Below are 26,441 nucleotides of genomic sequence, written 5' to 3'. Positions count from 1 at the left end.
TTGCCCTCCAAGTCGTTTTGTCAAAGTATTGTGGCGTAGAAACGTGCTCTAGACCGCAGGACGTTGACGCTTTCGCCTAGTGGATGAGCGACACCAGGTTCCAGCCCCAGTTGACCAGGGCGCCAAGGACGAGCGCCAGCACGACCTCGCCCACACTGACAAGTGTCGCGCGCCTGGTGCCGAACTCGCGTCTCAGTGCTGCGATGGTACTGACGCAGGGGACATAGAGCATGACGATCAAGGCGAAAATGTACATCTGCTGAGGTGTCATGACGGTTCCTAGATGGGGGGTGTGCATCAGCGTGGCCAGCATGATGAGGGCAAGTTCCTTGCGGAGGATCCCAAAGACGAGGACGACCAGCGCCGCGGGAGGAAGCCCCAGAATGCCTTCGGTGAAGGGCGCAGCCCATGTCGCGAAAGCGGTCACCCATCCCAGCTTGCCGAAAACGTACAGCACGACGGAGCCGCCCGCGATGATGGGGAATGCGAAGACCACAAAGTCCTTGAGCCTGAACCATGTCTGCTTGAGGGTAATGCGCAGGGGCGGCCACTTGAGACTGGGCATCTCCATGATGAGTCCAGGATTGGTGCCCGGGATAAACCGGTTGAGCAGGCGTCCGACGACGAAGATAATGACGAGGCTGATGAGATACAGGGACAGCGCGGGCCAGAAACCCATGAAGGCGCCCACGAGTCCCAGGATGACGACGGTGCGCGCCGAGCATGGGACAAGTGACGCAAGCACGCCGCCGATGAAGCGGTCCCGGTCGCGTTCCATGATGCGCGTCCCCAGGACGGCGGGCACATTGCACCCAAATCCGAGGATGATGGGCATAAACGCTTTGCCGTGCAGGCCCATGCGGTGCATGATGGCGTCGGTCAGGAATGCCATGCGGGCCATGTATCCCGAGTTCTCCAGGAACGAGAGGACAATGTAGAACGGGACAATATAGGGGAGAGCGATAGAGACGCCTGCCAGGACACCCTGCAGGACGCCGCCCCAGAGAAAGTCTCGCAGCCATGGGACAATGGGGAGAGCCAGAAAGGCGTTCTGCAGAGAGCCGAAGAGAGCGTCCAGGACAGAGGAGAGCCGGCCCCCCAGGACGAAGATGAGACCAAACACGGCAAACATGACGATGACCAATGTCACCCATCCGAAAACGCGATGGAGCAGGACCTTGTCCAGGCGGTCGCCCGGTGCGTCGTCGCGTCGTTCGGGCCGCCGTACCGATGCGGCGGCGATGCGGGCGCAGGCACTGTACCGTTCAGAGGACATGATGCTTGCGCCGGATTCTCCATGGATCTGTTCCAGGTCGTGCGCAAGTCCAGCTGCCACCTCCGTCACGGAATTGCTCCCTCCCCAGCGGCCCATGATCTCAGCGTCCCCCTCCAGCAGCTTGATGGCGAGGAACCGCGGAGCGTAGTGGACCAGGCTGTCGGGCAGAGTAACCCCCCCAAGTTCCGTCTCGAGCGCCCGGATGGCGCCCTCGACCTCCTTGCCGTAGGCCACCGGTGCAACGGGAGGTCTGTCCGCCGTCGCCAGGCAGGCGTCGACCAGAGCGTCCAGCCCCTTGCCTGAAGCTCCCGACGTCCGGACGACAGGCACGCCCAGGAGCGAGGCAAGTTTCGACTCGTCGATGACCAGGCCTTCCTTGGTCGCAAGGTCGATGAGGTTGAGCGCCGTGACGAGTGGCGCGCCCAGTTCCCTGAGCTGAAGGGTGAAATACAGGTTGCGTTCCAGTACGGTCGAGTCGACCACGTTGACGACCACGTCCGGCTGGGCCTCAGCGATGAACTCGCGGCTGACTACCTCTTCCTGCGAGTACGTTGACAGCGAATAGATGCCGGGCAGGTCGACGACCCGGATGTGCTTCCCCTTGTAGTCGAAGGAACCCTCCGCCAGTTCGACGGTCTTGCCGGGCCAGTTGCCGATGATCTGGTTCATGCCGGTCAGGGCGTTGAAGATGACAGACTTGCCGACGTTGGCGTTGCCGGCCAGCGCAATGGTCAGGTCGAAACGTTGCCCGCGTACGATGCGTGGCGTGACCTCACAGTATGCCATCACTGGTCCTCCGGCGTGACGAGGATCTTCAGGGCAATGCCGCGCCCGAGGGCAACGCACGCCCCGTGGGCTTCGACTTCGACTGGTCCTCCGGATTGACGGTTGCAGACCGTCACGGTCGAACCCTGCCCCAGTCCCATGTCTTCCAGCCGCCTCCGGACCACCTGGCCTCCGCGTATCCAGCGCACGCGGTAGGGTTTGCCCGTGTCTGCCTGGTCCAGCGTGACAGCCCCGAGGTCGACCATGCCGATGACCATTGCCATACGCTTCTCGAGGTCCGCAGCATCCGTGTCGGTCAGGACGTGTTCCAGCTTGCATGCCTCTCGGTGGGCGGCGTCCTTCCGCAGTCCCAGCATGCACAGCATCCGCTCAGCCAGCTGATGCCGGCGCACGATGCGCCTGCCGGTCGCCCGCCCCTTCTTCGTCAGGTTCAACGACGACCCCTCGGTCGTGACGTCGCCGGACATCACCAGGTCGAGCAGCAAGTCGGTGAGCCGCCTGCCGGCGAGGTCCTGTTCTGCGGCCAAGTCCGCCGCCGTCGAGGAGTGATGCGCTTGCTCAAGACGGCAAAGTGCTTCCAGACATTCTTCGCGGTCTTCCGACGTGACTGATTCGTTTTCGTTGTTCATGTGACAGGATCCTCTCTGACCGCTGCATGCGGTCTGCCGGGCCATGGCCGGTCGGTGACGCTGACCTTCCCTTGTGGGTGGTCTGCCGGTGATGCTACCCGGCGTTCAATTCCTTGATCGTAGCGGCCAGAGCCATGATAAGCTCCGGCGTTCCCATCGACTCTTCTCCCATGACCTCGGCTGCCGCGTCTCCGGCAAGTCCATGGATGTATGCCCCCTGAGCTGTTGCCAGGTCAGGCGCCACCCCGCGCGCAACCAGTGACAGGATGATGCCCGCGAGAGCATCGCCCATGCCAGGCTTGGCCATGCCGGGATTGCCAGTCGTATTGATGTACAGCGAGCCGTCAGGCAGTATGGTGAGCGAGCGGTGTCCCTTGAGATGCACGACAGCGCTTGCCTGAGCAGCAAGGATCTGTGCCGGACTCAGCGTTCCACTCTTCTCGACGTCCTCGGGTGTCAGGCCCACGAGACGGGCGAATTCACCAGCGTGCGGGGTCAGGATCGTCGGAGCGTCTCGTTTCCACAGGACATCGAGATGACCCGAGCAGGCGAATAATGCGTCGCCATCCAGGATCAGCGTTCCCTTGAAGGCACCGGCGAGAAGCAGGACGGCCTCCAGCGTTCGGGGGTCGCGCCCCAGGCCCGGGCCTATCAGTGCCGCAGTGGTATCTTCCAGCAGTTCCAGGATATGAGGGAGCGCCTCGAGGGTCAGGACGTCACCAGCAAACGCGTGGACGATCGGTCCGTCGACCTTGACACGGACGACGTCCGCGATGCTCTGAGGCACGATGAGGTGGACGACGCCTGTCCCTGCAGTGAGCGCAGCCTCAGCGGCAAAGACGGGGGCGCCCGTGTAGTCGGGAGAGCCGGCGATGATGGCCACCTTGCCATACGTGGCCTTGTGCATGGTGCGCATTCGTTCCGGGAACACGGGGGGCTCGGTCAGCTGAGCATGGATCGCACTCTGTTCCAGCAGGATGTCTGGGTAGATGAGTTGTTCGACGTGGACTTCGCCTGCCGCTTCTGCGCCCGCGCCCATGTACAGGCCCAGCTTTGGCAGACCGAAGGTGACGGTATCGCTGGCAAAGACGGGAGTTCCAAGCGCAGCACCAGTGTCGCAGTCGATGCCGGATGGGATGTCCACTGCGATGACAGCATGCGCGAGGCTTGCGTTGACGATTGTGATAATGTCCTCGGCCATTCCGGAGACCGTGCGGTCGAGGCCGATGCCAAACAGGGCGTCGATGACGATGGCGTCCTCATCGATCGATTCCTCGATCTTGTCCAGGACCTCTTCGTCCGTGACGTTGACTAGCGTGTTTTCAGGGGCGACTCGCTCCAGGAATGCGCGCTCCGTCTCCGCATCGTCGCTGGGACGTCCTTTGACGGGGACCGCGAATACCGTGACGGGGAAGCCAGCGAACAGGAGGTCACGCGCAGCGACGAAACCGTCGCCTCCGTTGCCGCCCGTGCCACACAGAACGACGAAGTGCGGCCGCAGTCCCTCTTCCGCGTCCTCATCCGCGATGTTCAGCGCGGCGTCCGCGACAGCCTGGCCGGCGCGCTCCATGAGCACAATCGACGGCATGCCGTATTCGTTGAATGTGTGTTTCTCGATACTGCGGATCTGACTACGAGTCGCCGCTCTCATACATACTCCCGTATTCTCCCTGGGTCACCATGGCCACGGCGACCGCGTACTCGCGTTCGTGGCTGATGCTGAGGGAACAATTGAACCAGGGTGTCCCCCGGATGACGGCAATCGGCGCGCCTTCCGGGCCTGGAGCGATCTCGATCTCGCGCAATGTCGGAAGGTCCGTGGGAGGCAGCAGCTTGATGACAGCCTCCTTTGCGGCCCAGCGGCCTGCCAGACACTGCCAGCGGTCGGGGCGGTCACATGTCGAGAGTTCGGAGGCGGAGTAGACACGGTTCAGGAAGCGTTCTCCATACCGTTCCCCCAGAGCCCGGATACGCGCCACGGCCACTATGTCCACGCCGAGTTGTTTCACTATTTCAGTATAGCAGGAAAGACGCGGAGGGCGCGGTCTCACCGTGAATCGGCTCAGAAGACCCACTCAGGTTGTCTGATCGGTGTCAAGTGTCCACATAGCATTATGCCTCTATGTGGCTAGAATATGGAGAGAATTCAAGCATGCCACAGGAGGCCGGTATGGCAAAGAAGGTTGCTGTTCTGTTGGACGAGATGGTGCACGAGCATGAGTTTATCTATCCCTATTTTCGTCTCAGGGAAGCCGGGTTCGAATCGGTCGGCGTTGCGACAGAAAAACGTGTCTACAAGGGTAAATTCGGTGTGCCCTTCACGCCGGACATGATCATCGCGGACGTCACGCCGGGAGAGTTCGAGGGTGTGATCGTGCCAGGTGGATATGCGCCGGACTTCCTGCGCCGGTCGAAGGCCGTGCTTGCTCTGGTCAACGAGATGAATGACAAGGGCAAGCTGGTGGCGATGATCTGTCACGCGGGGTGGGTGGGCATCAGCGCAGGGATCGTCAAAGGGCGCACGCTCACCAGCACCGCCACGATCAGGGATGACCTGTCGAACGCCGGGGCAATCTGGGTCGATCAATCGGTTGTCGTCGACAGCAACCTCGTCACGTCCCGCTCGCCGGCTGATTTGCCAGACTTCATGCGTGAAGTCCTGAGGGTGCTCTCCGCTCAGAGATAACATTGTCTGGGGCAGACCAGCAGTATGCACCGCCGGCCTGCGCGGTTGGCGGCCCGCCGTTTTCATATACAATGAATGGGGAGCGAACATGGGGTTCAACAAGAACGTCGATCTCCGCGACGCACGTCCAACAAGGAGCAGGCATGGCAGGTAAGATCGTTCTGACCCCGCGCCGGCTGAGGGGCTGGCGCGTTATTTCTTGCGACCGTACGGTGTGCCCGTGACCGTGGCGCGCAGTTCCATACCCCAGTCAATCGCGGAGGAAGCATGAGCAAATTTATCTTCGTTACCGGTGGCGTCATGTCGTCGCTGGGCAAGGGTATCTTCTCCGCCTCGCTGGGACGCATCCTCCTCGACGAGGGCTTCTCCGTGACCATGCTCAAGATGGACCCATATCTCAACGTCGACGCTGGTGTGCAGAACCCGTTTGAGCACGGCGAGGTCTTTGTGACGGAGGACGGGGCGGAAACCGACCTGGACCTGGGGCACTACGAGCGCTTCCTCAACCAGAACCTGCACCGCATGAACAATATCACCAGCGGGCAGGTGTACCTTTCTGTCATCGAGAAAGAGCGCAAGGGCGAGTACCTGGGGCACACGGTGCAGATCATCCCGCACCTCACCGGGGAGATCCGCAGCCGTGTCATGAAGGTGGCAGAGGCGTCGAAGGCTGACTTCGTGATCGTCGAGGTCGGCGGCACGGTCGGCGATATCGAAGGCCTGCCGTTTCTCGAAGCCATTCGCGAGTTCTGGGCTGAGGATCCTGCCAGCTCGATCTTCGCTCACCTGACGTACGTCCCCTATCTTGAGACCACGGACGAACTCAAGACCAAGCCCACCCAGCACAGCGTCGGCGAACTGCGCAAGATCGGCATCCAGCCTACGCTGGTCGTGGCCCGTGGCGTCAAGGAACTGCCGCTTGACCAGAAGCGCAAAGTGGCCCTGTTCTGCGGTGTCCCCGCCGATCACGTCATCTCGCTGCCCAACCTGACCTCGGTGTACAAGGTTCCAAACTACCTGCAGGAACAGCGTGTCGGCCACCTCGTCCTTTCTGCGTTCGACATGGCGCCCCGCACGGCCCAGACCGAGACGCCCTGGGTGCGGTTCACGTGGACGATCGATCAGGCGAAGACGCCGCGCAGGCTGGCCATCGTCGGCAAGTACGTTCAGCTGAATGATGCCTATCTGTCCCTCCGCGAAGCGCTTCACCATGGCGCATGGGCGACCGGGTGTGACCTGCACATCGACCTGATTGACAGCGAAGACGTCGAGAAGCAGGGGACGCGCCTGCTGGATGCGGGCAGGTACGACGGCATCCTGGTCCCGGGGGGCTTCGGGAAACGTGGCATTGAAGGCATGATCCTGGCTGCGGGATACGCACGTACCAACAATCTGCCCTACCTGGGCATCTGCCTGGGCATGCAGGTTGCCAGCATTGAGTTTGCACGGAACGTGCTCGGTATTGCCGACGCGAACTCCCAGGAGTTCAGGCCAGAGGCTGAGGACCTCGTCATCTACCTCATGCCGTCGCAAAAGGGCGTGCAGAAGCTGGGCGGGACCATGCGGCTCGGCGTCTACGAGAACACCATCACGCCAGGGAGCAGGGTGGCAGAGGCATACGGGGCATCTACGCTTTCCGAACGCCATCGCCATCGCTACGAGTTCAACAACGAGTACCGGGCGGCCTTCGAGGAGCATGGCATGCGCGTCGCTGCTGTCTACCCGGAGGAGGACCTGGTTGAGTCCCTCGAACTCGTCGGTCATCCATTCTTCGTCGGCGTCCAGTTTCACCCCGAGCTCGCGTCCAAGCCCCTTCAGCCCGGTCCCCTGTTCGTAGCGTTTGTCAAGGCCATGCTGGCGCATGAGGGGTAGAAAACGTGTCCGCACCGTCACCCTCAGCCAGGCTGCGGGCGACGTGCTGGATCGGCTGCAGGTCATCGGCGGCGCGGGGCAGGTGCGCACGGAATCCGAGGCGACCCTGCGCACAGTGCTGACGCAGACGGCTTCGGCGCTATTCAAGCCCGAGGAGCTGCCACGCTACCTGCAAGTACAGCTTGCCGGCGAGGCGGGGACCATCCCCTCGTGGGACAATCTGACCGGCGAGCGCCTGACGCATCTCGGTCTGCCCCGCCACCCGGAGGGTGTGCGGGCGGATGAATGCGGGACGCTCATTCTGACGCTGGTGCCTGCCACCATCGACTACGTGGCGCAGGTGGAAGGGCGCGAGGTGTGCTCCTCCGCAGCGTATGACCCGAGGGCGACGACGGCTTCCTTCGAAGATGGCATCCACCGCGTCGCCATGACGGCACCCGAGCTCACCGTGACCAGGAGTGCGTTTCCTCATAGTCTGATGGAGCTGCCCTTCGTTCAAGTCACGTTCCGGCTGCGCAACACCAGCGACCAGTTTCACGCCGTGACCCTCGTTCTCCTCATCAAGCCGTTCGACGAGGAGGGCCTCACTAGCCTGGAACGGTTCAGCTTCTCCCGTGAGAACCTCATTATGCTGAACGGACAGCATGTCGCGTTTGCCCGTGAGCGACCGAGCAGCACCAGGGTCACCGTCTACGATCCCCGGACTGGCAGCATGGTCGACGCCGATGCTGGCGGCGAAGTCGTTTCGCCGACGGGTCTCATGCAGCTGCGGCTCGCGTTCGATCACCAGCTCGAACCCGGTGGTGACACCGAGGTCACGTTCTTCTTCTTCGTTGACAGGGACCGCACCTTCAAGAACGAGGAACTCACGCTCCTCCTTGGACAGAGCGTCGGGATCCTCGAGCAGGAGCACCGGCTCGTCGTAACGCAGGAGAAACACGTTGGATATCGCACAGGCGATGAGCGCCTCAACCGTTTTGCCGCCAACCAGCTGCTTCACCTTTCATCTCTTGAGGCCACTGCGACTTCGGCGTTTGACGACGGAGTAGATGCCGTTGCCTTGCCGGCGCTCGTCGAGGCGTATGACCGGGTGGGCGACATCGACACGGCTTCCGGCCTCTTGCGCTCCTATGCGGCGCAATTGCCCCCGGGGCCCGCGCTGTCGGCGGATGCGTTGTTTGCGTACGCAAGCCTCGTCATCGCTCTTGGTTGGCATCTGAAGACGGCGCGCCAGGTGCAGCTCCGCAGACAGCTGTTCCCCGTCGCGGACCAGTTCGTCACCTGGCTCAGCCAGTCGCAGACGACGGTGGAGCCTGTCGCCATCAGCTTGCTGGGACCATTGCGGCGTTCCGGCCCCATGCTGCATCTGGTACTAGGCAAGGCGATCGAGAGCTATCAGAGCATGCTTTCCGAGAAGGACGACCTGCGGCTCAGACTGTGTGACGACCTCCAGCTGCGGCTGCTCAAGCAGGCAGATGCAGCCGGCAGTCATATTGACCCCGGCAAGGCGACGTTTGCCGACATAGCGCCGGTCGCGGCCTACGCCCTGTTCGGCGCCCACGGCATGGAAGACGCCATCCTGACCGGCAGCATGAGCTGGATCGCCGAGCACTGGCTGCACGACGGCTTCATCGCAAACCCCTGCCTCGGCTCGCTCGGCGACATCCGCCTGTCACTGCTGTGCGCCAAAGCTCTTGTCCTGCGCCGTGAGAGTGGAGAGTATGGTCTGATGGCAGAGGGCCTCGAGCACCTTGGGGTGTCCGACGCGCTCCCCGACTACGTCGACCTGCACACCAGAAGGGCTCTCGCCGGTCCACGGCACAGCGCCGTCGCCACGGCGCTCGCCCTCGAGCTGCTGACCAGCCTCATCTTCGTCGAACGCGGCACCTACCTGAGCATCATCCCCGTGCCGACGCCCGAGCTGTTTGCTGGAGACGGCATCGACGTCCATGGCTTGCAGTCTACGTTCGGCGAACTGTCCGTGCGCATGCAGCGTCTTGGCGACAAAGTCCGGTTCAGCATGCGTTCAGACTTTCTCCGGGGCGTCAGCGCCATCGAACTCAACTTCCCCTGGGAACTCAAGGAACTGGTTGCGCGCAAGGGGACGGTCAAGTACGTGACTGGAGGGACCATCGTCATGGAGCCTGCTGACCTGATCGAAGGCGAGGCTATCGCGGCCAACCCCGGCCCGTCGTAGACCGTCCATTCTTCACATTTCCACCTGTGGGGACGAACCCCGAGCAACAGGTATATGGAAAAGCGCCGAGCCTGTGCCCGGCGCTTGTGCATTCGAGGGAGGAGAGACAGGCTACTTCTTGCTGACCACCAGTCCGAAGTGTTTCATGGTCAGCAGCTTGCGGTTCCAGTTCTTCTCGACCTTGACGCGGAGGTCCAGCTCGACTCGCTCGCCCAGGAAATGGACGAGGTTCTTGCGGGCGACATCCTTGATGGTCGCGATGAGTTCACCGCCCTTGCCGATGATCATGCCCTTCTGGGAGTCCTTGGCGACGTAGACGCTGACCATGGCGCGGATACCCTTGGCGGACTCGGTGATGTCATCCGTGACGACGGCCGTCGAATAGGGGAGCTCGTCCTGCAGGCGGCTGAACAGCTGTTCACGCACGGTGTCCGCAACGATGAGCTCGATTGGGTGGGATGTCAGGGTCTTGTCGTCGAAATAGGGTTCACCGACGGGCATTGCGTCGATGGTCGCCTTCACCAGCGGTGAGACGCCTGCGCCGGTCGCTGCCGAAACGTGGAAGACAGCCGTCGGATGGAGCTTCTCCACGAAGGGAGCAGCCACCATCTCATGGCGCTTGGCCGTGTCCAGGTCCAGCTTGTTGACGACGAGGAAGATCGGCTTGCCAAGCTTGATGACGATAGCGATCATCTCCTCGTACTCAGCGTCGGGATAGGCCGACTGGTCGATGACGAAATACACGACCTCGATGTCCTCCAGCGACTGCAGTGCCGTGTCGACCAGGTACGTGTTGAGCTTGCTCTTGCTCACCTTGTGATATCCCGGCGTGTCGACGAAACAGACCTGAGCGTCCTTTTTGTTGAGGATGCCAAGAATGTTGTACCATGTGGTCTGCTGTTTGGGTGACACGATGGATAGTTTGGTTCCAAGGATGGTATTCATCAGCGACGACTTCCCGACGCTGGGCTTGCCAAAAATAGATACGAATCCACTCTTCATAATAAGAGTGTATAGGCTTTTGCGCCCCACACAAACACGTGTACAATGAATGCCATACAAGTTCATTGGAGGTTTCCCATGCTGATCCAGGTGGCTGTCAACAATATCGAAAGTGTCGAGCAAGGCGAAGAGATCCTCAAGAAGTGGCACTACCACCTTGACGAGGATCAGTCTCACGTCGTCGTGGAGCGTGACGTCGACGGCGTCACCGTTCGCATTGCGGGGTTCCATCCATGGGCCGACGAGATGGAAGAGGACGGCGAAGAGTGCTCGTGCGGTGGTGACAACGACGACTGCGAGTGCGGTGGCGAACGTACCGAGGGCGGGTCCTGCTGCTGCCAGGGCGGAGATGACGCCACTGATGGCAAGGACGAGGAAGCCGAGGACGACGAGGGTGACGACGAAGACGAGAAGTCCGAGGTCATCTATCTTGGCCAGGCCCTGTTCGTCCCGGCCGAGGACCAGGCTCGCACGCTGGCCACTGAACTGATGGACGACGACTACGTCGGCACGGTATCCGTTTTCATGGCGGGCGCCGAACTCACCGACACGGATGCATACCGCGCACTGCCTGCAGACACGAAGGATGCTGTCATCGCTGCCATCGAGGAACTTGGCGACGCCGAGGCGTATCTCTCGATGTATGAGGTGATGGGACTCAAGGACTAGGGACATCATCTGTTCATGAGTATTCTTTTGGCAATTGCTGCGCTGGTTGCCGCCCCTTCGGGGGCGGCAACGGGTTTTGTGCTCAGGTTCCCCCTGAGCGCGACGGTCAACGCCGTCGCAGTCGTGGTCGGCAGCATGCTGGGTATGTTCGCCGGCAGGTTGCTCAAGGAGGACACCCGCACCGCCATCTTCATCGCGAATGGGCTGGCGACGGTTTCCATCGGGACCGGCATGGCTCTCAAGACGGGCAATGCCGTCATCATGGTCATGGCCATTGTGAGCGGCGTCATCGTGGGAGAGCTCCTGCGGCTCGAGGACCGGATCAACGCGGCGGCCGATCGTTTCCAGAAGCGGCTTCATGTCACGTCTGGCGGCCGCTGGGCAGAGGGGCTTGTCACTGCTTCCCTCATCTACTGCATCGGGCCCATGACCATCATTGGCTCCATTCAGGAAGGGATGACGGGCAATGGCACACTCATCTACACGAAGTCCATCCTCGACCTGGTCATCAGCATATCGCTCGCCGCGACACTGGGCAGCGGCGTAGCGTTCAGCGCCATCCCCGTATTCATCATCCAGGGCAGTCTGACCCTGCTGGGCTCCGCGCTGGGGTTCCTGATGCAGCCCTATATCCTCAATGAGCTGACCGCCACGGGCGGCCTCATGGTCATCGCCATCGGCATCAACCTGCTGGGGTTGAAGAAGATCAAGCTGGCCAACCTCCTTCCCGGCCTGATCTTCGCCGTCCTGTATGCCCTTCTTTTCCACGCCCTGAAGCTCGTCTGACACCGTTTCTCCCGTCCGGGAGACGTCGCAAGCCCGTCCGCCATGCGTGCCTCTCCATAACACGAGAGCAGGGTACCCCCTGCCAAGGAGGCACGACATGGACGAACTTGTCACGCTGATCAGCAACATCGGTTTCCCGATCGCCGTCTCCGTGTACCTGCTGACGGTCTTTGGAGGCAAGCTGGACCGGATGCAGACCAGCCTGGACCGGCTGGCCGACATCATCGAGACCGCTCTGCGCGTCAATGGTTCGGCAGTCACGCCCTGATGCGGCCCCTCACTCATATTGTCCTGCACCACAGCGCGACGGATGCGACCCTCGGGATGTGCGACCCCGAGGGCGCTGCGCTGTGGGCCGCGATCGAGCGCAACCACCAGAAGCGCTGGGCGAACACCGTTCCCGGCTATGTCTGCGACTACCATTTCGGCCTCGGACCCACCGGCGTCGTGTTCGCCGGGCAACCGCTTGCCATGGTCGCATTCAACTGCGGCAATGCGCGAATCAACGCTGTGAGTATCGCCATATGCTTCCTGGGAAACTTCCAGGTGGCGCGCATGCCCGCGGTGCAATACACCGCCGGGGTGCAGCTGTTGCGTTCGCTGTCCGCACACCACGTCATTCCACCCTCCCGTCTCATGCTTCATCGCGAGGTCCCAAGCGAGAGGACCGGCATCCCCGGCTTCACGGCGTGCCCCGGACGCTGGTTTCCCTCGGCGGCCATACGGACCGCCCTCCAGGAACACGGGGGAGGTGGCTTATCCCGGGCCGTCATGACGCGGTAGCCTCGGTATCATGACAAAACCCCCACCTGTGGGTGGGGGTTTTGTCATGTCCTCGTGTGGAATGTCAGGTACTCCGGCCCATATAGACGCGCGGCACGCGCTTCGAGATGCCAGTGAGGACCTCATAGGAGATGGTGCCCATGAGTTCCGCGAGTTCGTTGGCGGTGATGGCAAGACCGTCCTGCTCGCCGATGAGGGTCACAGGGTCGCCGGGCACCGCGGCGCGGATGTCTGTGACGTCGATGGCGCAGACATCCATGCTGACACGGCCCACGACGGGCGCGAACCGTCCCCGGAGGATGACATGTGCTTTGTTGGACAGTCCGCGCGGATAGCCGTCGGCGTACCCGATGGGGATGAGCGCCATGCGGGTCGGCCGGTCCGTGATGAATGTCCTCCCATAGCCGATGCCGTGGCCCGCGGGCAGTTCCTTGACTATTTCCAGCTCTGTCCGCAACGAGAGGACCGGCCGCACGGGGCAGGTTGGGGCAGGAACGGGCGGACAGCCGTAGAGCAGGATGCCGGGGCGCACCCCGTCCAGCATGGCGCTGGGACACGTGAACATGCCCGCCGAGTTGGCCAGGTGCACCATTGCCGGTTGGAGGCCGCCCGCACGCACCTCACGCACGACCGCCGCAAACCGTGCTGCCTGCAACGCCGTGAACTCCGGGTCGGATTCGGCGCACGCGAAGTGCGAATACAGACCCACGATGTCCACGCGCTGGACCGCAGCACTGTGCAGGATCTGCTCTGTCGCATCGTCTGCCAGGACGCCCGCCCGCCCCATGCCCGTGTCGACCTTGTAGTGCAGGCGCACGGTCTGTGTGCCCGCCGCTGCTCCGTACATTGCCGTCGTCGCATGACTGGCCGTCGTGAGAGCGACATTGTTCGTGACGGCATATGAGACGAAATCGGCGGGCGAGTGTCCCAGGACGAGAATCTCGGCCGTGATTCCGCTCTCGCGCAGCTCGACAGCCTCGTCGGGTGTCGCTACCGCCAACAGCCGGACCTGTTCCTGTTCCAGGACTGCCGCAACGCGCACTGCGCCGTGTCCATAGGCGTCAGCCTTCACGACACCGATGACCTGCGTTGTGAGCGGGGTGCACGCCCGGATGGCCCGCAGGTTGTCGCGGATTGCTGCCAGATCGATCTCTGCTACGGTAGGCCGATACATCGTCGTCGTTTCCTCCTGATGCAGCCATGTTGTTTTCCTGTCTGATGCCATGGTACCGATGCCCCATTCCACGTCAAGGACGCTTGGTCGGAATCCACGTCCGGATATACTGTGTCCATCCTAGGGAGGAAAGCATGATGACGATACTCGTGACCGGATTCGAACCCTTTGGCGGCGAAGCCATCAACCCGTCATGGGAAGCCGTCAGGCGGCTGAACGGCGATATGGGTGATGCGCACATCGAACGCGTGCTGGTGCCGATGACGTACGCAGACAGTATCGGGACGGTGACAGAAGCAATCGACCGGCTGCATCCAGCCGCTGTCGTGATGGTCGGCCAGGCGGGAGGGCGGGCCGAGCTGAGCATCGAACGTGTGGCAGTCAACTGCGACGATGCGCAGGCTCCCGACAACGCCGGCGTCCTTCGCGAGGACGCACCCATCGCTGCAGAGGGACCGACCGCGTACCTGGCCACGCTGCCCGTGAAGCAGATCGTTGCCGGGCTTCGCAGTGCCGGGTTCCCGGCTGCTGTCAGCAACACGGCGGGACTGTTCGTCTGCAACCATCTGTTTTATGGTGTTCTGGACCACATCATCACACACAATCTCGAGACAAGGGCCGGGTTCGTTCACGTGCCGTTCCTGCCCGAGCAGGTGGTGGGCAAACCGGGGACGCCCTCCATGTCACTGGCAATGATCGTGGCCGGGATCGATGGCATCGTCGCCATCGTGACGTCGAACGCACGGCCGTAACAGGTTTGCATGGAGAAACGAGCGATGGGAACGCTCGACAAAGGGGGAGTCATGAAGAGGAATCGGAAACTGCTGTGTGCTGCACTTGTCGTCGCCCTTGCGCTGTTCTGCCTGGCGAGTCCGGTGGACGCCTGGAACAGCCACGGAGCCTGTACGAAGCTTATGATCAGTGATCAGGAGTGGCTCAAGGCCTATGACACCATTGCCATTACGCCGTGGACCTACGAGGACGTGGATACCGCCGCGATCGGACCCAACTTTGTCCTGCAATACATCGAGGGCAAGCCGGGCACAGTGACCAGTGCCGCCGCCATCCTGACCAACTATGCAGACGAGCCGGACTGGAAGATGGACCAGGATCTCAACTTCAGCCCGTTCCAGGTGCTGACGGGTGGTTCCCAGGGCTGGCGCCACCAGTACTATGGCCTGGGCTGGCTGCGCTTCGGCGTTGCACCATCACGGGCGCAGTACTTCTTCGACCTGGCAGGCAAAGCCAAAGAGAAGGGCGACCTGTACTGGACCTTCCGCTACCTTGCGCGGGCCATGCACTACGTACAGGATACGACGCAGCCCTATCACGGTGTTCCTGCGCCCACCGGCCTTATCTTCAAGGGTATCGGCAACTTCGGCGCGCTCATGGGATCAGCGACCAACCATCACTACAACCTGGAGGAGTATCAGGGCGTGATGGTCGCGCGCAACAGTCCGGTGCTTGTCGGCGCGTTGCGGACTACCGCTCCGTTGGACATTGCGATAGCAACCTCGCCAAGCTGGCTATGCCGCCGCGGCGCCTATCTGGGCAGGCCCGAGGTTCGCACGCTCTGGCCGATGGAGACGACGTTCTTCGGCAACAACGTTGATGGCAAGGACTCATGGACAGTTGATGTGTTCGCCCTGCGTGTTGCCAAGTCCGGCACCGACCAGGCAGCCTATGACCTGGAGCTCAGCACTCCGCTGGGCCGCATGTCCAGCTACACCAAGACGCTGCTCCAGCTGGCACGCCAGGAGTACGGCCTGTAACGAATCAGACCTCTACCAATTGTGAATCCCTTGGGGTCAGGCACTATGGGATTCACAATTCGGGTCAGGTGCCGTGGATGTCCTCTCACTCGGTGCGGGCTCGCTCGAAGACGTTGTCGACGGCCTCGCTGAAGCGGGTCCACAGCGCCTCATTCTCTTCGGGCGGGACGGGCCCCGAGAACTTCCACCGCTGCTGGAGTCTCTTGGCCTTCTCCTTGGCCTCGAACGGGTCCCGCTCGTCCAGGAGAGCCTCCGCTTCTGTGCACAGCCGTTCCTTGACTTCGACGTTCTCGCCGGTCCAGGAGCGGTAGAGCTCAAAGAAGCGGTCGCAGACGACCCGGTATTCCTGCCACAGGCCCTCGCCTTCGGCGTGCGCGACGGGTCCGGCACCCATGTACTGCTTCTGGAGCATCAGAACCTTGTCCCGGGCGTCGCGCCATGAGACAGCCTTGCCGGCCTTGTCGGTCAGCTCGCGGATGAGGCGGATGACGTCGCCCCGCTTCTCCGTGCTGTTCCCCCGCAGCGTTCCCAGCTTGCCGGCGACAGCCTGGCAGGCCGCTCGGTATGCCTGCAGCAAGTCTGCTTCGCTGTCTGTGGCGACCGGACCGACATCCATATACACCTGCTGCAGCTCCAGCAGGACGGCGCGCGTCGCCTTCCAGTTGTCCAGGGGGCGCTGAGCCAGCGCCCGGATGCGGGCGACGACCTTCTCCTTCTGCTTCAGGGCCTCGCGTTCGGCTTCACTCTGGCGGATGTGAAAGGCGGCGAGGACGGTCCGGAGTTCACGTTCCATGATCTCATGCTGGTCATGGGGCAACTGCCCTGCTTCGCGCCAGTCGTGTTCCTCGATGTCCGCGACTTCGCGCCGCGCTGATTCCCATACGAGCCCATTCGTGGTGTCCGTCAGGGTCTCGATGCGGTGCAGCAGCTTCTCCTTGCGCGCGTGATTGGCATCGTACCATGCGTCCCGCTGTGCTTCGAAGGCGCGCTCAGCGGCGGCAAAACGCGCCGAAAGGACTGGTTCCTCCTGGTGTCGTGCCATCTTCTTCCACAGCTGAGCCAGTTGTTTCAGGCGCTCGCTCGAGGCTGCCCACATCGTGTCGTCTATCTCGTCGAGCAGCTGCTCGGCGCGTGTGCAGAGGTACTCGCGGTACTCGTGGATGGGGGTACCGCGCATGCGCTGTTCGTCGAACCACTGCTCCTGCCTCCGCGTAAAGGTCGCTACGGCGTCGTTGAACGCCTTGCGGAAGGGGGCCGTCGCCGTGTCGTCCGACCAGCCTGTCAGGCGCCACTCGTGCATCAGCCGGTCCAGCGTCGACCGCGCATCTTTCCAGTCGGTGGACGGGGCCAGGGCCACGGCTGCCGACGAGAGCTGCTTCTTGCGCTCCAGGTGCTCGGCCGCGAGGCGCGCGGCTTCTTTCTGCATGCGCGCAAGACGCGTCAGCTGTTCGCCGGCTTCGTCCCCGACTGCCAGGGCGGCGACACGGACGGCGGCGGCTGTCAGCCGCGGCAGCAATTTGGCCTTGTCTTGCGCTTCGCCGTAGGCGTTCGCCAAGGCCCCGACGGCGTAGGAGATGACCTCCAGCGAAGGGTCGGCCCGTTCCGTGCGGGGCACGGTACCCTCTGCGATGGGCGCGGTGGTTGCGGGCTTGTCCTGCCGCTTCATCGCTGTGCGGGCTCGATCAGGACCCAGCTGTCGTTGATGCAGGAGTTGCCATCCGGCGTGAGTCCGGAAGTGACGAGCAGGTTGACACCCTCCACCCCCTGTGGCAGCACGACGGTCTGAGTGGCGATGCTCTTGTCCAGGTGGATGCGCACATCCAGCGAACCCAGCGCGTTGCGCAGGGTCACCTTCTGGCCCTCGATGAGGCAGCGCTTGCGCGCAAGCTGCGTGGACACCGATGCCACGGGAGGCAGGACGCGTTCCCGTGCCTGGGCTGGGTCGACCCCGTTGATGTAGTCGCGCACGTGCACCGTGATGAGGCGCAGCATACCCGGCAGGGCGGGGACGTCGGGCACGAGGGAGGGGAAGTGGAACGTGCCCCGGATGCGCGGCACCTCTGCGAGGCGCCACATGCCGGGACCCGCAGACATCAGCCGGGGGTCGTTTTCGACGTCCGCCAGCCGCGCCCAATCGGCTGTAAACCGGTCCGGCAGCCCAATCCGGAGGGCGACGTCCCGGACGATGTCCAGCTCGTCGCGGACGCCCTCGGGGGGCTCCGCCACCTTCGTCGTCTTCTGCAGCACGTCATGGAAGTAGCTCATGACGTAGTCGTCGCCGCGTTCCAGGAACACCGTCGTCGGCAGGACGAGCGTGCAGGCGCGGGCAGTCACGCTCATGTGCCAGTCCAGGCAGACCGAGAAGGGACAGTGCTCCAGGAATTGCAGCACCTTGCCAGCGTCCGGGCACTGCGACGCGGGGTTGCCCCTCACAAACATCGCAGCCTCGACGGGTGGGTCGGCTTCCAGCAGCGACGCCCCCAGGCTGGGACGCGGCACGAAGCGGGTCTGAGCGCCGGGCACGGTCGCGAAGTCGTCCGGCAGCAAGTCATCGTCGCCCTGCTCGAACCAGACGCCGCCACCGGGGACGCCGTGACTGCCTAGGAGAAAGCCCAGCGTGTCGATAGTGTGGATCAGGTCGGCGCCCCACCGGGTCCGCTGGAGACCGACGCCGGTCCAGATGCTGAGGGGCGACTGGTCCACCACGAAGCCCACGAGCGCATGCAGGGCTTCGGCGGAGAGGCCGGTGGCCAACTGCGCATCCTCGGCGGACACCAGCAGACACGCTTCCCTGAACGCTTCGTATCCCTCGTGTGCCGCCTGCGGTTCGCCATGGAGGATGATGGCCTCGTGGCACAGGTAGAGGGCGAGCGTCAGGTCCGATCCGGGGCGCACGACCCACGCGGAGTCACTGACCGCCGTCGTGGGCGTGGCGCGGACGTCGATGGTCCCCAGGCGGGCACCCGCTCGGCGGGCGTCGTGCAGAATAGCGAGGAAGTGGACGCTGTTCTCAGCCGGGTTGCGACCCCACAGCAGGATGGACTTGCTTGCCAACGCTGCGAGCGGCTGGTCGCGGCCGACCGTGCCATAGCTGCGCGCCAGCCCGACCTTGCCCTCGGAGCTGCACAGCGACCCGGTAGCCATGGTGCCGCCTCCCAGCATTAGCGGGAGCAGGTGCTGAACCTTGTTGCCCATGAGCAGGTTGCCGGAACCCTCGTAAAAGAGGAAGGACTGGTGACCGTGACGCGAGGTGGCTGAGCGGATTGCCTGTGCCGTCATGTCCAGGGCCTCGTCCCAGCCGATCGGGACGAACTTGCCGTTCCGGTGTGCCAGGGGCGACGTCAGACGGTCCTGGCCCCGCAGATCACGGACCCAGCGGCGCCCTTTGTGGCAGATGAAGCCGCGCGTGTACGGGTTGTCCTTCCGTCCTTCCAACTCCACGAGTCGGCCATCCCTGCACGTTGCGACCATGCCGCACGAGTCGGGACAGTCATACGCACATACGCTCAGATAGTTGCCATTGGCCAACATTGGTTCCTCCACTGTTCAGGGTACCGAAAGTATATCTGAGAACACTGTGGAAAGTGTAACACTCTCGGGACGGTTCCGAGACTGTTACATCTTCGCCGTGCCATTGGACAAAACAGATGGATTCCCGCAGGCGCGGGAATGACAGACTAGAGGACTTGTGTGTGTGCGCGGGGGGTATGGCACATAACGGGCGGTTTTGCTTCTTTCCGTCGTCCCCGCGGAGGCGGGGACCCATGCGTCGTGACACGACTGGATTATGGCACGGGCGGGAATGACAGGCCACGAGGTTTGCGCGTCGTGCTTGAGAATGCGAACCCCCGGCTGCGATGACCGGGGGTCGGTAGTGCCGTTTTCGGAAGGAGAACTATGTCAGTCTGACCTCGATATCGCCGCTGCCGGTGCGGACCGAGAGTTCGACGGTCGCCAGACCCACAGGAATGCGCTGCCGCTGAACCTCGACATCGACGCCTGGTCCCCTGACGCTTGCCTCGCCCGACCGTGTCTCGACGTCCACCATGACGTCGTGCTGGTCAAGTTCTGCGCGTACGTCGCCGCTGGTCGTCTTCAGACGGGCGCCACTCTGGATTTTCACACCCTCCAGGCTCACGTCCCCGCTAAAGCTGAGGACGTCGGCATCGTTCAGGACGGCGTTGAGGACGGACACATCTCCCGAATATGACTTGATCATGCCACGGACGGTCGAGTTCCGGATGTCGACGTCGCCCGACTTGCTCACGATGTCGCCATCCACGAGGCACTCGTCCAAGTTGACATCGCCCGACGTCGCCTGTGCAGACATGAGGCGCGTCATTTTGCTGGCGTCGACGTCGCCGGACACGCTGCGCACGACGACTTCGCCCTTGAGATTACTAACAGTGATGTTGCCGGACACGGTCTTGAGCTCGCACGGCATGTCGGCAGGTATCTCGAGCTCCACTGGATCGCCGTCGCTGCCGAATCCGAAACTGAACGAGAAGCCGTGGAATTCGCCTGCCGTCAACCCCGACTCGACCTCGACAACGTCACCGTTCTGGCGGGTCCGGACGGCGGACTGACCCCGGACGACCCGGACAGCTGGGAGCCCCTGGACGCCGCGCACGTGCAGGTCCTCAGAGATCAGGTGCACGCTCAGACGGCGGCCCACTGCCTGTGGCGATGACGAGACAGTCACGGGCGGCACGGGGGCTGTCGGCACTACAGGTTCAACTGGCAGACGAGGCGTCTGTGGAACCTGCGGCAGTTCGCTCTCCACCGTGCCAAGAGCCACCAGCAATTCGTCATACTGCTCCTGCGAGAGGAGTCCCTTGTCCTTCAGTTCACTCAGTCGTTCCTGCGCCCGGCTCATCGCTTCCTCCCTTGATGCTTTTCAGGACCGCATCGACGCTCAGGTCGCCGGCTTCCAGCTTGTCCAGCAGTTCCATGACGTCGGGTTTGCGTGTGGTCTTCTCGGCGGGTTTGTCGTCACTGACCAGCCCCAGCGCCGCAAGCACCTTGTCCAGACGACCGCGCACGGTCGGGTAGGACAGGTCCAGGCGGTCCTGGACTTCCTTCAGGTTTCCGCGGGTCGCCAGGAAGGTCAGCAGGAACTGTTCATCCTCGGCAGACAGCGCCGCGAACCGGTCGAGCGGGTACGCTCCTCGCACAGTCGTGCCACAGGCGGGGCAGTGCAGCTCGGCAATCTCCAGCTGTGACCCGCAGGACGGGCACGTCGTCGGCAGACGCTTCATGGCAGCCTCACTCGACGCTGAGGACGACACTGGCTCCGTCGCCCGTATGAACGTTCATCAGTTCACCGACGAAGGCAGGGTCCGCGATCAGACGCCTGATCTCCTCGATGTCGATGGGGACTGCCTTGCCGTCGATGTCGATCGTCGCTGTTCCTCTGCGGGCAAGGATGTTCAGGCCAACGCCCACAAGCGCCATGGGAAACCCGAGGTCAACATGTTCTCCGCTGGCTTCGTCGACATGGATCCGGAACGTCCGGCGTGCGCGAGGCTGTGCCCCCTGGATGGGTAGGCGGGACTGCCCGGATTCCTGCGGCTCGAGGGTCGCGAGCAGTTGGTCTGCCTCGGCACGCGAGAGCTTGCCTTGCTGGACCATGCGTTCGATCCTTTCTTGTTCTTGTGACATGTTGTCCTCCTGGTCTCGGATGTGTGGTCAGTCCCTGATGATGTACTCGCGCTTGCCGCTGACCGTCCACATGACGCTGAACAGCAGCGCCGCCGTTGTCTTGTCGAGCCGGCCACCATGCACCATGTCCATCAGTCTCGTCGTCGTGTCGGTCATCTCGTGCCTCCTGGTAAGGTTTTGCTCAGTTGCACCTAAATAATATTAAGCTGTAGATAAATGTCAAGAGGCACATCATGAGATAGCGAAGAAAACATGAAGACGCTCAGTATTAGGGAAGTACTGTCATCAGCATGGATCATTGATATACGAGCGTCTGCAGCCCTCTTTCATATTATTGAGAAAGCATACATCCCGAGATTGTTACACCCTCGCCGTGCCCTCCAACCCCTTCTTGCCGTTGATTCATTTCAGAATGCGATACAATAGACTGGAAGTAGTTGGGATTAGTGTCGAGGCCGTTTGCCGGGACATCGAGTGAAGCCAGACTCCTTCCATGCGGAAGCAGAGAATAGGAAGCGGGGAGATGATGGCGATGCCGGATACTGTTGCTTCGAGCCTTTGGCTGTCCCTTGTGGACATCCTGGTGGTGTTTGCGGTCCTGGCGTTTCTCATGCTTGTCTGCCTTGGGTTGAGGTTCTTCAGCCGTGGGTCCCGGGATGAGGGGTCCGCTGAGGACGACGAAGACACCCAAGTGGACGCCGCGGCCGGGGATGAGCCTGCGTCCGAACTCCCGATGATTCAGAGCGTGCCTGCAACCGGTGAGGACGCCCAACGGCTATCAGCGGTGCCGATCATGGTTGACTCTGGCCATCTAGGGACAGATGGCGCGTTCGCCGTTGGTCTGGACGAGGGCGACCTCAGGACGGCGACAGCGCAAGGCCGCGCCTTCAGAATCACGGTCAATGGGAAGGTGTTCGACGTAGGGGTCGAGAAGATAGCTGGCGCACAGCCTCTGGTACAGTCTGTGAGTCAGGTCACGGAACCTCTCGCGCCTGTTGCGCAGCACCCTATTGTTGCCCCACCTTCTCTCCCAGCCATATCCCATCCTGCGCCTTCTGCGCACGCGACCGACACGTCGAACCTCATGAAGTCACCATTGCCCGGCAAGATCCTCAAGGTATTTGCCGCTCCAGGAAAGGCGTTCAAGCGGGGTGACACGCTCCTTATCATCGAAGCCATGAAGATGGAAAACGAGATCCTCGCCCCGCGTGACTGCGTGGTCGGCGAGGTCCATGTCGAGGTCAGCCAGTCCGTCAAGACGGGCGAGCCGCTCCTGAGGATGAGGTAGAGCTATGGATGTTGTTCTGACAGCACTCAAGGGCTTCAAGAACTTCTCTGGCATCTACAACTTCACGTTGGGCAACGCCGTCATGCTGGTCGTGGCTTGTGTCCTTATGTATCTGGCCATCGCCAAGGACTTCGAGCCAATATTGTTGCTGCCGATTGCGTTCGGCTGCTTCCTTGCCAACATCCCGGCGGCCAGGGGCGCCTTCTACAGCATCAACCCCGAGTATGTCCGTGACCTGACCGGCACCGTCAAGCCAACGGCACTGCTCGACTTCTTCTATTTTCTGGTCAAGTCCGAGATCCTTCCCCCACTCATCTTCCTGGGCATCGGCGCCATGACAGACTTCGGCCCGCTTCTGGCAAACCCGGTGTCGCTACTGCTGGGCGCTGCGGCGCAGGTGGGCGTCTTCGTAGCCATGGTCGTCGCCAAGCTGCTGCACTTCAGCCTCGGCCAGGCCGCCGCTATCGGCATCATCGGTGGAGCGGACGGGCCGACGGCTATCTACACCGCCACAAAGCTTGCCCCGGAGTTACTGGGGCCGATCGCGGTCGCCGCCTACACGTACATGTCCCTCGTGCCGCTGATCCAGCCACCCATCATGCGTCTGCTGTCCACCCACGAGATGCGCAGCACAGTCATGAAACAACTGCGCCCCGTGGGCAAGCTCGAGCGTATCCTGTTCCCCATCGTCACCACCTTCGTCATTGGGATCCTCCTGCCGCCGGTGGCTCCCCTCGTGGGCATGCTCATGCTGGGCAACCTGATGCGCGAGAGCGGCGTGGTCGAGCGGCTCAGCAATACGGCTGCCAACGAGCTCATCAACATCTGCACGATCTTCCTGTCCGTGGCTGTGGGTGCGTCTATGAATGCAGAGACCTTCCTCAACCTGAAGACGCTCTACATCATCGTGTTGGGGGTCGTCGCCTTCGGATGCAGCACTGCGGGTGGGATGCTGCTGGGCGATCTGATGTGGGTGCTGTCCGGACACAAGATCAACCCGCTCATCGGTTCAGCGGGCGTTTCGGCCGTCCCCATGGCCGCGCGCGTCAGCCAGAAGGTCGGCCAGCAGGACAACCCCGCCAACTTCCTCCTCATGCATGCAATGGGTCCCAACGTCGCCGGCGTCATTGGTACTGCCGTCGCGGCGGGGATCATGATCAGCCTGCTGGGTCACTAGCGAGAGTAACCCTTGTATAGGGACGCCGGCAGCTGTACGCTGCCGGCGTCCCTGCCGACGGGCAGGGCTATGGCTCGAACGCCTGCCGGACGATCTCTGCGAGCAGGACGCCCTCAGCCACCAACTCCTCGTCCGGCGGACGCACGGCTCTGGGGTCCGGGATGTACCCCAGCGCTTCGCCATGCCCGACGACGGAAGCTCCGCGTGCCCTCAGCCGCTTCTCCAGCCTGGCGACGACCCCCGGGTTGCCTGCGGTCCCGCCGACAGCGACGATGAACGTCTTCTTATCCTTCAGGATCACGTTGCTGATGAACGTCGTGACCGCGGGAGCTGGATTGCCCAGCCAGACCGGCGTCATGATCACGACCGCTTCATATGGCTCGACCGTGTAGTCGGGGTTCACCAGTGTGGTCCCCAGGCCGAGCAGGGCAGCGAGCAGAGCGCGGAACATGCCGCCGTTTGCCATCGTGCGGCTGTCCACCAGCTCCCGCAAGGTGCCCCCGGTTGCCTCTGCCAGACCGCGGGCGATCAGTGCAGTCGACCCTTCGCGGCTGTAATAGATGATGAGCAGGTTCACTGCTCACGTCACGGGTGCTGCTTCATGAGGGCATCGTCGATGGCCTTGAGCGTGACCTTCTGACTGACGGTGGCACCCGTGACGACATCGACGAGGACCCACCCTGTCCGCACGACCTCGGCAATGAGTGGGTCCATGTTGCCCGACGGCCGCTGGAGGAACTCGACAGCAGTGATGCCCTGGGACCCCATGGTCACGCGGACCTTCGCTGCGACGTGCCCGACCCGCGCACTGCCCTCGTAGACACCGGGATACCGGTACGATATGACGGGCGATCGCAGGACCAGGGCATTGGCTGTCCGCCGCAGCCATGGCCCGTAGGTGACTTGCGAGACCAGAGACCACACCACCAGCACGACAGCCAGGATCAGGAGTGTCCGCAGCAGTCGAGGGTGTCGACGCGTGGGAGCTGACATGGGCTAGGGTTGGGCCGTGAGGGTGTTGTCGATGGCCTTGAGGACAGCCTTCGTGCTGATCGTTGCCCCCGAGATGCCGTCGACATTCAAGGACTGAGCCTTGATGACTCGTGCTATCAGTCCGCTGACATCGCCGTAGATGGGAGACACGACAGTGATCTCAGTGATCCTTCTCGCGGCGACCGTCACTCGCAACTTGGGAGCGACGTGCAGGATCGTGGCACCGCCTTCGTAGACTCCGTCCGCAACGTTCGTGAGGTCGAGCGGCGTCAGTGTAACGCGCGCTGACGTCCGGTTCAAGGTACCACCATACAGGGCCACGATCCAGAACAGGACAAAAGCGACCGCCGCGATAACCACGAGCAGCCGCGTGAGGAAGCGCTTCATGACCAAGCCTCGTTCACAAGTGACGCCAGTGCCGTCTCGAGCGTGCCGGCAAGTGCGGTCCCCGATGCGACCAGCTGCTCGTCGGTGAGGTCAGGCTGTGTGGGGCCCTGGGATTCCTTGCCTTTGGCAGGGTCGCTCATCTTCGGCCGTCTGCCCAGGACTTCCTGGTGGCCGACGACCAGGGCGCCGCGGCCCTTGAGACGGCGTTCCAGACGTGCTATGGCACGGGGATTCGTCGGGCTGATGCCGACGCTGACAAAGAAAACGCGCTTGTCACGGAGAGGAGCTCGTGCAATGAACGTGTTGATGGCAGGCGTGGGACTGCCCGCCCACACGGGGGTTATGAGGACGACGACATCCCGACCGCTGACGTCATAGTCGGGGCCGACCAGCCGGGTCCCGAGGCCCAGCAATGCTGCCACTATGGAGCCCGGCCCTGCTGTCCTCTTGTCGACGAGCTGACGAATGGTACCTCCGGTGGCCTGCGCCAAGCCCTCGGCAACCTTGGCTGTTGAGCCTTCGTTGCTGTAGTACGCGATCAGAACATTCATGTTACCCCCTTGTCAAGGTGAGTTGATGGTGACATTGCCACAGCAGTATAGCAGGGGAGAAGTGGGGTCGTACAGGGCAGCGGCGCAGGCGTGTGCCCGACAGGGCAGGAACGGGCCAGGGCCGCCAACTAGAACGGTCGACGAGGCGCATGGTCAACTCTCCTGATTGTGGGGTTCGCGGAGCACGTCTGCAAGACGTTGGGCTTGATTCTGCAGTTCCTCGGCTGTGGCAGAGGGGCCCGCCTTTCCCGAGGAGTTGAGGCCATGGATGTGATGGACGCCGATGACCTGGCCGCCGCGGTCGCGAGCCATCTTCTCCAGTTTGCTGGAGGTTCCCAGGTTTTCGCCGCTCTCACCAAGGGCCACGATCAGGACCTTCTTGCCGGTCAGGTCGACAGTCCGCAGGAACGTGTTGGCGGCCGGGGTCGGGTTCCCTACCCAGATAGGGGTCATGATCACGACGGTCTCATAGCCCGCAACGTCGTAGTTGGGGTTCACAAGACGGGCGGGCCTGCGGAACAGTGCGGCCATGGCGGCTCCAAACAGGTTTGTCCGGGCGTTTGCGTCGACCAGCTCGCGCAGAGTCCCCCCTACGCCGTGCGCCAGTGCGGCCGCCACGGTCCTCGTCGATCCACTTCTGCTGTAGTACACGATCAGCGCGTCCATGAAACCCCTCCTGTGATCTGTAGTCTGGAGTCTCTCCCGAGTGCCGTGTTTCTGCAGTTAGTATAGAACCGCGCCGACCACGTGCA

The 26,441-nt window shown here is 62.5% G+C and carries 26 protein-coding genes; 10 read left to right on the top strand and 16 right to left on the bottom strand.

The window, feature by feature from the left end:
* Positions 1 to 76: 76 nt before the first annotated feature.
* Genes feoB through acpS form a run of 4 tightly spaced genes read right to left on the bottom strand, consistent with a single transcriptional unit; the run spans position 77 to position 4,766 of the window.
* Positions 77 to 2,062: a ferrous iron transport protein B gene (gene feoB, locus C0398_03005; GenBank protein MBA4364962.1), complete on the bottom strand. Its 1,986-nt coding sequence runs from the start codon at positions 2,060 to 2,062 to the stop codon at positions 77 to 79.
* Positions 2,062 to 2,736, bottom strand: coding sequence for a hypothetical protein (locus C0398_03000; protein MBA4364961.1), 675 nt, complete (start codon positions 2,734 to 2,736; stop codon positions 2,062 to 2,064). Before C0398_03000 ends, feoB begins: the two co-directional genes overlap by 1 nt.
* 49 nt (positions 2,737 to 2,785) lie before the next feature.
* Positions 2,786 to 4,342 (bottom strand): bifunctional ADP-dependent NAD(P)H-hydrate dehydratase/NAD(P)H-hydrate epimerase, encoded by a 1,557-nt coding sequence (locus C0398_02995; GenBank protein ID MBA4364960.1) that lies wholly within the window; start codon positions 4,340 to 4,342, stop codon positions 2,786 to 2,788.
* The gene (gene acpS / locus C0398_02990; GenBank protein MBA4364959.1) at positions 4,323 to 4,766 is read right to left on the bottom strand and encodes a holo-[acyl-carrier-protein] synthase; all 444 of its coding nucleotides are present in this window, start codon (positions 4,764 to 4,766) and stop codon (positions 4,323 to 4,325) included. Before acpS ends, C0398_02995 begins: the two co-directional genes overlap by 20 nt.
* A 95-nt stretch (positions 4,767 to 4,861) precedes the next feature.
* Here acpS and C0398_02985 point away from each other — a divergent pair, with 95 nt between their 5' ends.
* The 3 genes from C0398_02985 (at position 4,862) to C0398_02975 (ending at position 9,446) form a co-directional block, all read left to right on the top strand.
* Positions 4,862 to 5,377 carry a protease gene (locus C0398_02985; GenBank protein ID MBA4364958.1) on the top strand — a complete coding sequence of 172 codons (516 nt, stop codon included), beginning with the start codon at positions 4,862 to 4,864 and terminating at the stop codon, positions 5,375 to 5,377.
* 267 nt (positions 5,378 to 5,644) lie between these two features.
* A complete protein-coding gene (locus tag C0398_02980) occupies positions 5,645 to 7,249 on the top strand; it encodes a CTP synthase (GenBank protein ID MBA4364957.1) in 1,605 nt (534 codons plus the stop codon).
* The gene (locus C0398_02975; GenBank protein ID MBA4364956.1) at positions 7,239 to 9,446 is read left to right on the top strand and encodes a hypothetical protein; all 2,208 of its coding nucleotides are present in this window, start codon (positions 7,239 to 7,241) and stop codon (positions 9,444 to 9,446) included. Before C0398_02980 ends, C0398_02975 begins: the two co-directional genes overlap by 11 nt.
* A gap of 111 nt (positions 9,447 to 9,557) precedes the next feature.
* Here the strand turns inward: C0398_02975 and C0398_02970 are convergent, their stop codons facing one another.
* Positions 9,558 to 11,126: a GTPase Era gene (locus C0398_02970; protein MBA4364955.1), complete on the bottom strand. Its 1,569-nt coding sequence runs from the start codon at positions 11,124 to 11,126 to the stop codon at positions 9,558 to 9,560.
* Between the two features lie 6 nt (positions 11,127 to 11,132).
* Between C0398_02970 and C0398_02965 the strand changes: the two genes are divergently transcribed.
* From C0398_02965 to C0398_02955, 3 genes are all read left to right on the top strand, one after another.
* On the top strand, positions 11,133 to 11,903 hold the full coding sequence (locus C0398_02965; protein MBA4364954.1) for a DUF554 domain-containing protein: 771 nt from the start codon (positions 11,133 to 11,135) through the stop codon (positions 11,901 to 11,903).
* 97 nt (positions 11,904 to 12,000) lie between these two features.
* Positions 12,001 to 12,171: a YvrJ family protein gene (locus tag C0398_02960; protein MBA4364953.1), complete on the top strand. Its 171-nt coding sequence runs from the start codon at positions 12,001 to 12,003 to the stop codon at positions 12,169 to 12,171.
* Positions 12,171 to 12,686 carry a hypothetical protein gene (locus C0398_02955; GenBank protein MBA4364952.1) on the top strand — a complete coding sequence of 172 codons (516 nt, stop codon included), beginning with the start codon at positions 12,171 to 12,173 and terminating at the stop codon, positions 12,684 to 12,686. The genes C0398_02960 and C0398_02955 overlap by 1 nt, the downstream gene beginning before the upstream one ends.
* Positions 12,687 to 12,750: 64 nt before the next feature.
* Here the strand turns inward: C0398_02955 and alr are convergent, their stop codons facing one another.
* A complete protein-coding gene (gene alr, locus C0398_02950; GenBank protein MBA4364951.1) occupies positions 12,751 to 13,911 on the bottom strand; it encodes an alanine racemase in 1,161 nt (386 codons plus the stop codon).
* Positions 13,912 to 13,997: 86 nt separating this feature from the next.
* Between alr and pcp the strand changes: the two genes are divergently transcribed.
* The gene (gene pcp / locus C0398_02945) at positions 13,998 to 14,612 is read left to right on the top strand and encodes a pyroglutamyl-peptidase I (GenBank protein ID MBA4364950.1); all 615 of its coding nucleotides are present in this window, start codon (positions 13,998 to 14,000) and stop codon (positions 14,610 to 14,612) included.
* Positions 14,613 to 14,636: 24 nt separating this feature from the next.
* Positions 14,637 to 15,632, top strand: coding sequence for a hypothetical protein (locus C0398_02940; GenBank protein MBA4364949.1), 996 nt, complete (start codon positions 14,637 to 14,639; stop codon positions 15,630 to 15,632).
* Positions 15,633 to 15,717: 85 nt separating this feature from the next.
* Here the strand turns inward: C0398_02940 and C0398_02935 are convergent, their stop codons facing one another.
* The 5 genes from C0398_02935 to C0398_02915 all read right to left on the bottom strand — a co-directional run bounded on the left by C0398_02935 (position 15,718) and on the right by C0398_02915 (position 21,293).
* Positions 15,718 to 17,298 carry a hypothetical protein gene (locus tag C0398_02935; protein MBA4364948.1) on the bottom strand — a complete coding sequence of 527 codons (1,581 nt, stop codon included), beginning with the start codon at positions 17,296 to 17,298 and terminating at the stop codon, positions 15,718 to 15,720.
* Positions 17,295 to 19,163 carry a hypothetical protein gene (locus tag C0398_02930; protein MBA4364947.1) on the bottom strand — a complete coding sequence of 623 codons (1,869 nt, stop codon included), beginning with the start codon at positions 19,161 to 19,163 and terminating at the stop codon, positions 17,295 to 17,297. Before C0398_02930 ends, C0398_02935 begins: the two co-directional genes overlap by 4 nt.
* Positions 19,164 to 19,527: 364 nt before the next feature.
* Positions 19,528 to 20,508: a hypothetical protein gene (locus C0398_02925; GenBank protein MBA4364946.1), complete on the bottom strand. Its 981-nt coding sequence runs from the start codon at positions 20,506 to 20,508 to the stop codon at positions 19,528 to 19,530.
* Positions 20,480 to 20,890, bottom strand: coding sequence for a hypothetical protein (locus tag C0398_02920; protein MBA4364945.1), 411 nt, complete (start codon positions 20,888 to 20,890; stop codon positions 20,480 to 20,482). Before C0398_02920 ends, C0398_02925 begins: the two co-directional genes overlap by 29 nt.
* Positions 20,891 to 20,897: 7 nt before the next feature.
* The gene (locus C0398_02915) at positions 20,898 to 21,293 is read right to left on the bottom strand and encodes a hypothetical protein (GenBank protein ID MBA4364944.1); all 396 of its coding nucleotides are present in this window, start codon (positions 21,291 to 21,293) and stop codon (positions 20,898 to 20,900) included.
* A 793-nt stretch (positions 21,294 to 22,086) separates the two neighbouring features.
* On the opposite strand from C0398_02915, the gene C0398_02910 reads away from it, so the two are divergent.
* Positions 22,087 to 22,581: an acetyl-CoA carboxylase biotin carboxyl carrier protein subunit gene (locus C0398_02910; protein ID MBA4364943.1), complete on the top strand. Its 495-nt coding sequence runs from the start codon at positions 22,087 to 22,089 to the stop codon at positions 22,579 to 22,581.
* A gap of 4 nt (positions 22,582 to 22,585) precedes the next feature.
* Positions 22,586 to 23,758, top strand: a complete 1,173-nt coding sequence (locus C0398_02905; GenBank protein ID MBA4364942.1) for a glutaconyl-CoA decarboxylase subunit beta — start codon at positions 22,586 to 22,588, stop codon at positions 23,756 to 23,758.
* A 67-nt stretch (positions 23,759 to 23,825) separates the two neighbouring features.
* On the opposite strand, the gene C0398_02900 is transcribed toward C0398_02905, so the two are convergent.
* The 5 genes from C0398_02900 to C0398_02880 form a co-directional block, all read right to left on the bottom strand.
* Complete coding sequence (locus C0398_02900) at positions 23,826 to 24,335, bottom strand: hypothetical protein (GenBank protein ID MBA4364941.1); 510 nt, start codon at positions 24,333 to 24,335, stop codon at positions 23,826 to 23,828.
* Between the two features lie 8 nt (positions 24,336 to 24,343).
* The gene (locus C0398_02895) at positions 24,344 to 24,751 is read right to left on the bottom strand and encodes a hypothetical protein (GenBank protein MBA4364940.1); all 408 of its coding nucleotides are present in this window, start codon (positions 24,749 to 24,751) and stop codon (positions 24,344 to 24,346) included.
* Positions 24,752 to 24,754: 3 nt separating this feature from the next.
* Positions 24,755 to 25,138 carry an FMN-binding protein gene (locus C0398_02890; protein MBA4364939.1) on the bottom strand — a complete coding sequence of 128 codons (384 nt, stop codon included), beginning with the start codon at positions 25,136 to 25,138 and terminating at the stop codon, positions 24,755 to 24,757.
* Positions 25,135 to 25,689, bottom strand: a complete 555-nt coding sequence (locus tag C0398_02885; protein ID MBA4364938.1) for a hypothetical protein — start codon at positions 25,687 to 25,689, stop codon at positions 25,135 to 25,137. Before C0398_02885 ends, C0398_02890 begins: the two co-directional genes overlap by 4 nt.
* Positions 25,690 to 25,842: 153 nt before the next feature.
* Entirely contained in the window at positions 25,843 to 26,355 is a 513-nt protein-coding gene (locus tag C0398_02880; GenBank protein MBA4364937.1) for a hypothetical protein, read from the bottom strand.
* Positions 26,356 to 26,441: the final 86 nt, after the last annotated feature.

This window comes from Coprothermobacter sp., assembly GCA_013824685.1.
Lineage (GTDB): Bacteria > Caldisericota > Caldisericia > Cryosericales > Cryosericaceae > Cryosericum.
The sequence above is the reverse complement of the archived record's forward strand: the minus strand, read 5'-3'. Positions and strand labels throughout refer to the sequence as shown.

What these genes read in the sequence shown, in the direction of transcription:
- C0398_02970 (MBA4364955.1), bottom strand. Translation starts at nt 11,126, where the DNA reads ATGATGTCCCTAGTCCTTGAGTCCCATCACCTCATACATCGAGAGATA.
- C0398_02930 (MBA4364947.1), bottom strand. Translation starts at nt 19,163, where the DNA reads ATGTTGGCCAATGGCAACTATCTGAGCGTATGTGCGTATGACTGTCCC.
- C0398_02940 (MBA4364949.1), top strand. Translation starts at nt 14,637, where the DNA reads ATGGGAACGCTCGACAAAGGGGGAGTCATGAAGAGGAATCGGAAACTG.
- C0398_02915 (MBA4364944.1), bottom strand. Translation starts at nt 21,293, where the DNA reads ATGTCACAAGAACAAGAAAGGATCGAACGCATGGTCCAGCAAGGCAAG.
- C0398_02960 (MBA4364953.1), top strand. Translation starts at nt 12,001, where the DNA reads ATGGACGAACTTGTCACGCTGATCAGCAACATCGGTTTCCCGATCGCC.
- pcp (MBA4364950.1), top strand. Translation starts at nt 13,998, where the DNA reads ATGACGATACTCGTGACCGGATTCGAACCCTTTGGCGGCGAAGCCATC.
- C0398_02890 (MBA4364939.1), bottom strand. Translation starts at nt 25,138, where the DNA reads ATGAAGCGCTTCCTCACGCGGCTGCTCGTGGTTATCGCGGCGGTCGCT.
- C0398_02920 (MBA4364945.1), bottom strand. Translation starts at nt 20,890, where the DNA reads ATGAAGCGTCTGCCGACGACGTGCCCGTCCTGCGGGTCACAGCTGGAG.
- C0398_02995 (MBA4364960.1), bottom strand. Translation starts at nt 4,342, where the DNA reads ATGAGAGCGGCGACTCGTAGTCAGATCCGCAGTATCGAGAAACACACA.
- C0398_02925 (MBA4364946.1), bottom strand. Translation starts at nt 20,508, where the DNA reads ATGAGCCGGGCGCAGGAACGACTGAGTGAACTGAAGGACAAGGGACTC.
- C0398_02965 (MBA4364954.1), top strand. Translation starts at nt 11,133, where the DNA reads ATGAGTATTCTTTTGGCAATTGCTGCGCTGGTTGCCGCCCCTTCGGGG.
- C0398_03000 (MBA4364961.1), bottom strand. Translation starts at nt 2,736, where the DNA reads ATGGCCCGGCAGACCGCATGCAGCGGTCAGAGAGGATCCTGTCACATG.
- C0398_02895 (MBA4364940.1), bottom strand. Translation starts at nt 24,751, where the DNA reads ATGTCAGCTCCCACGCGTCGACACCCTCGACTGCTGCGGACACTCCTG.
- C0398_02980 (MBA4364957.1), top strand. Translation starts at nt 5,645, where the DNA reads ATGAGCAAATTTATCTTCGTTACCGGTGGCGTCATGTCGTCGCTGGGC.
- feoB (MBA4364962.1), bottom strand. Translation starts at nt 2,062, where the DNA reads ATGGCATACTGTGAGGTCACGCCACGCATCGTACGCGGGCAACGTTTC.
- alr (MBA4364951.1), bottom strand. Translation starts at nt 13,911, where the DNA reads ATGGCATCAGACAGGAAAACAACATGGCTGCATCAGGAGGAAACGACG.
- C0398_02910 (MBA4364943.1), top strand. Translation starts at nt 22,087, where the DNA reads ATGGTTGACTCTGGCCATCTAGGGACAGATGGCGCGTTCGCCGTTGGT.
- C0398_02985 (MBA4364958.1), top strand. Translation starts at nt 4,862, where the DNA reads ATGGCAAAGAAGGTTGCTGTTCTGTTGGACGAGATGGTGCACGAGCAT.
- C0398_02885 (MBA4364938.1), bottom strand. Translation starts at nt 25,689, where the DNA reads ATGAATGTTCTGATCGCGTACTACAGCAACGAAGGCTCAACAGCCAAG.
- C0398_02955 (MBA4364952.1), top strand. Translation starts at nt 12,171, where the DNA reads ATGCGGCCCCTCACTCATATTGTCCTGCACCACAGCGCGACGGATGCG.
- C0398_02935 (MBA4364948.1), bottom strand. Translation starts at nt 17,298, where the DNA reads ATGAAGCGGCAGGACAAGCCCGCAACCACCGCGCCCATCGCAGAGGGT.
- C0398_02975 (MBA4364956.1), top strand. Translation starts at nt 7,239, where the DNA reads ATGAGGGGTAGAAAACGTGTCCGCACCGTCACCCTCAGCCAGGCTGCG.
- C0398_02905 (MBA4364942.1), top strand. Translation starts at nt 22,586, where the DNA reads ATGGATGTTGTTCTGACAGCACTCAAGGGCTTCAAGAACTTCTCTGGC.
- C0398_02880 (MBA4364937.1), bottom strand. Translation starts at nt 26,355, where the DNA reads ATGGACGCGCTGATCGTGTACTACAGCAGAAGTGGATCGACGAGGACC.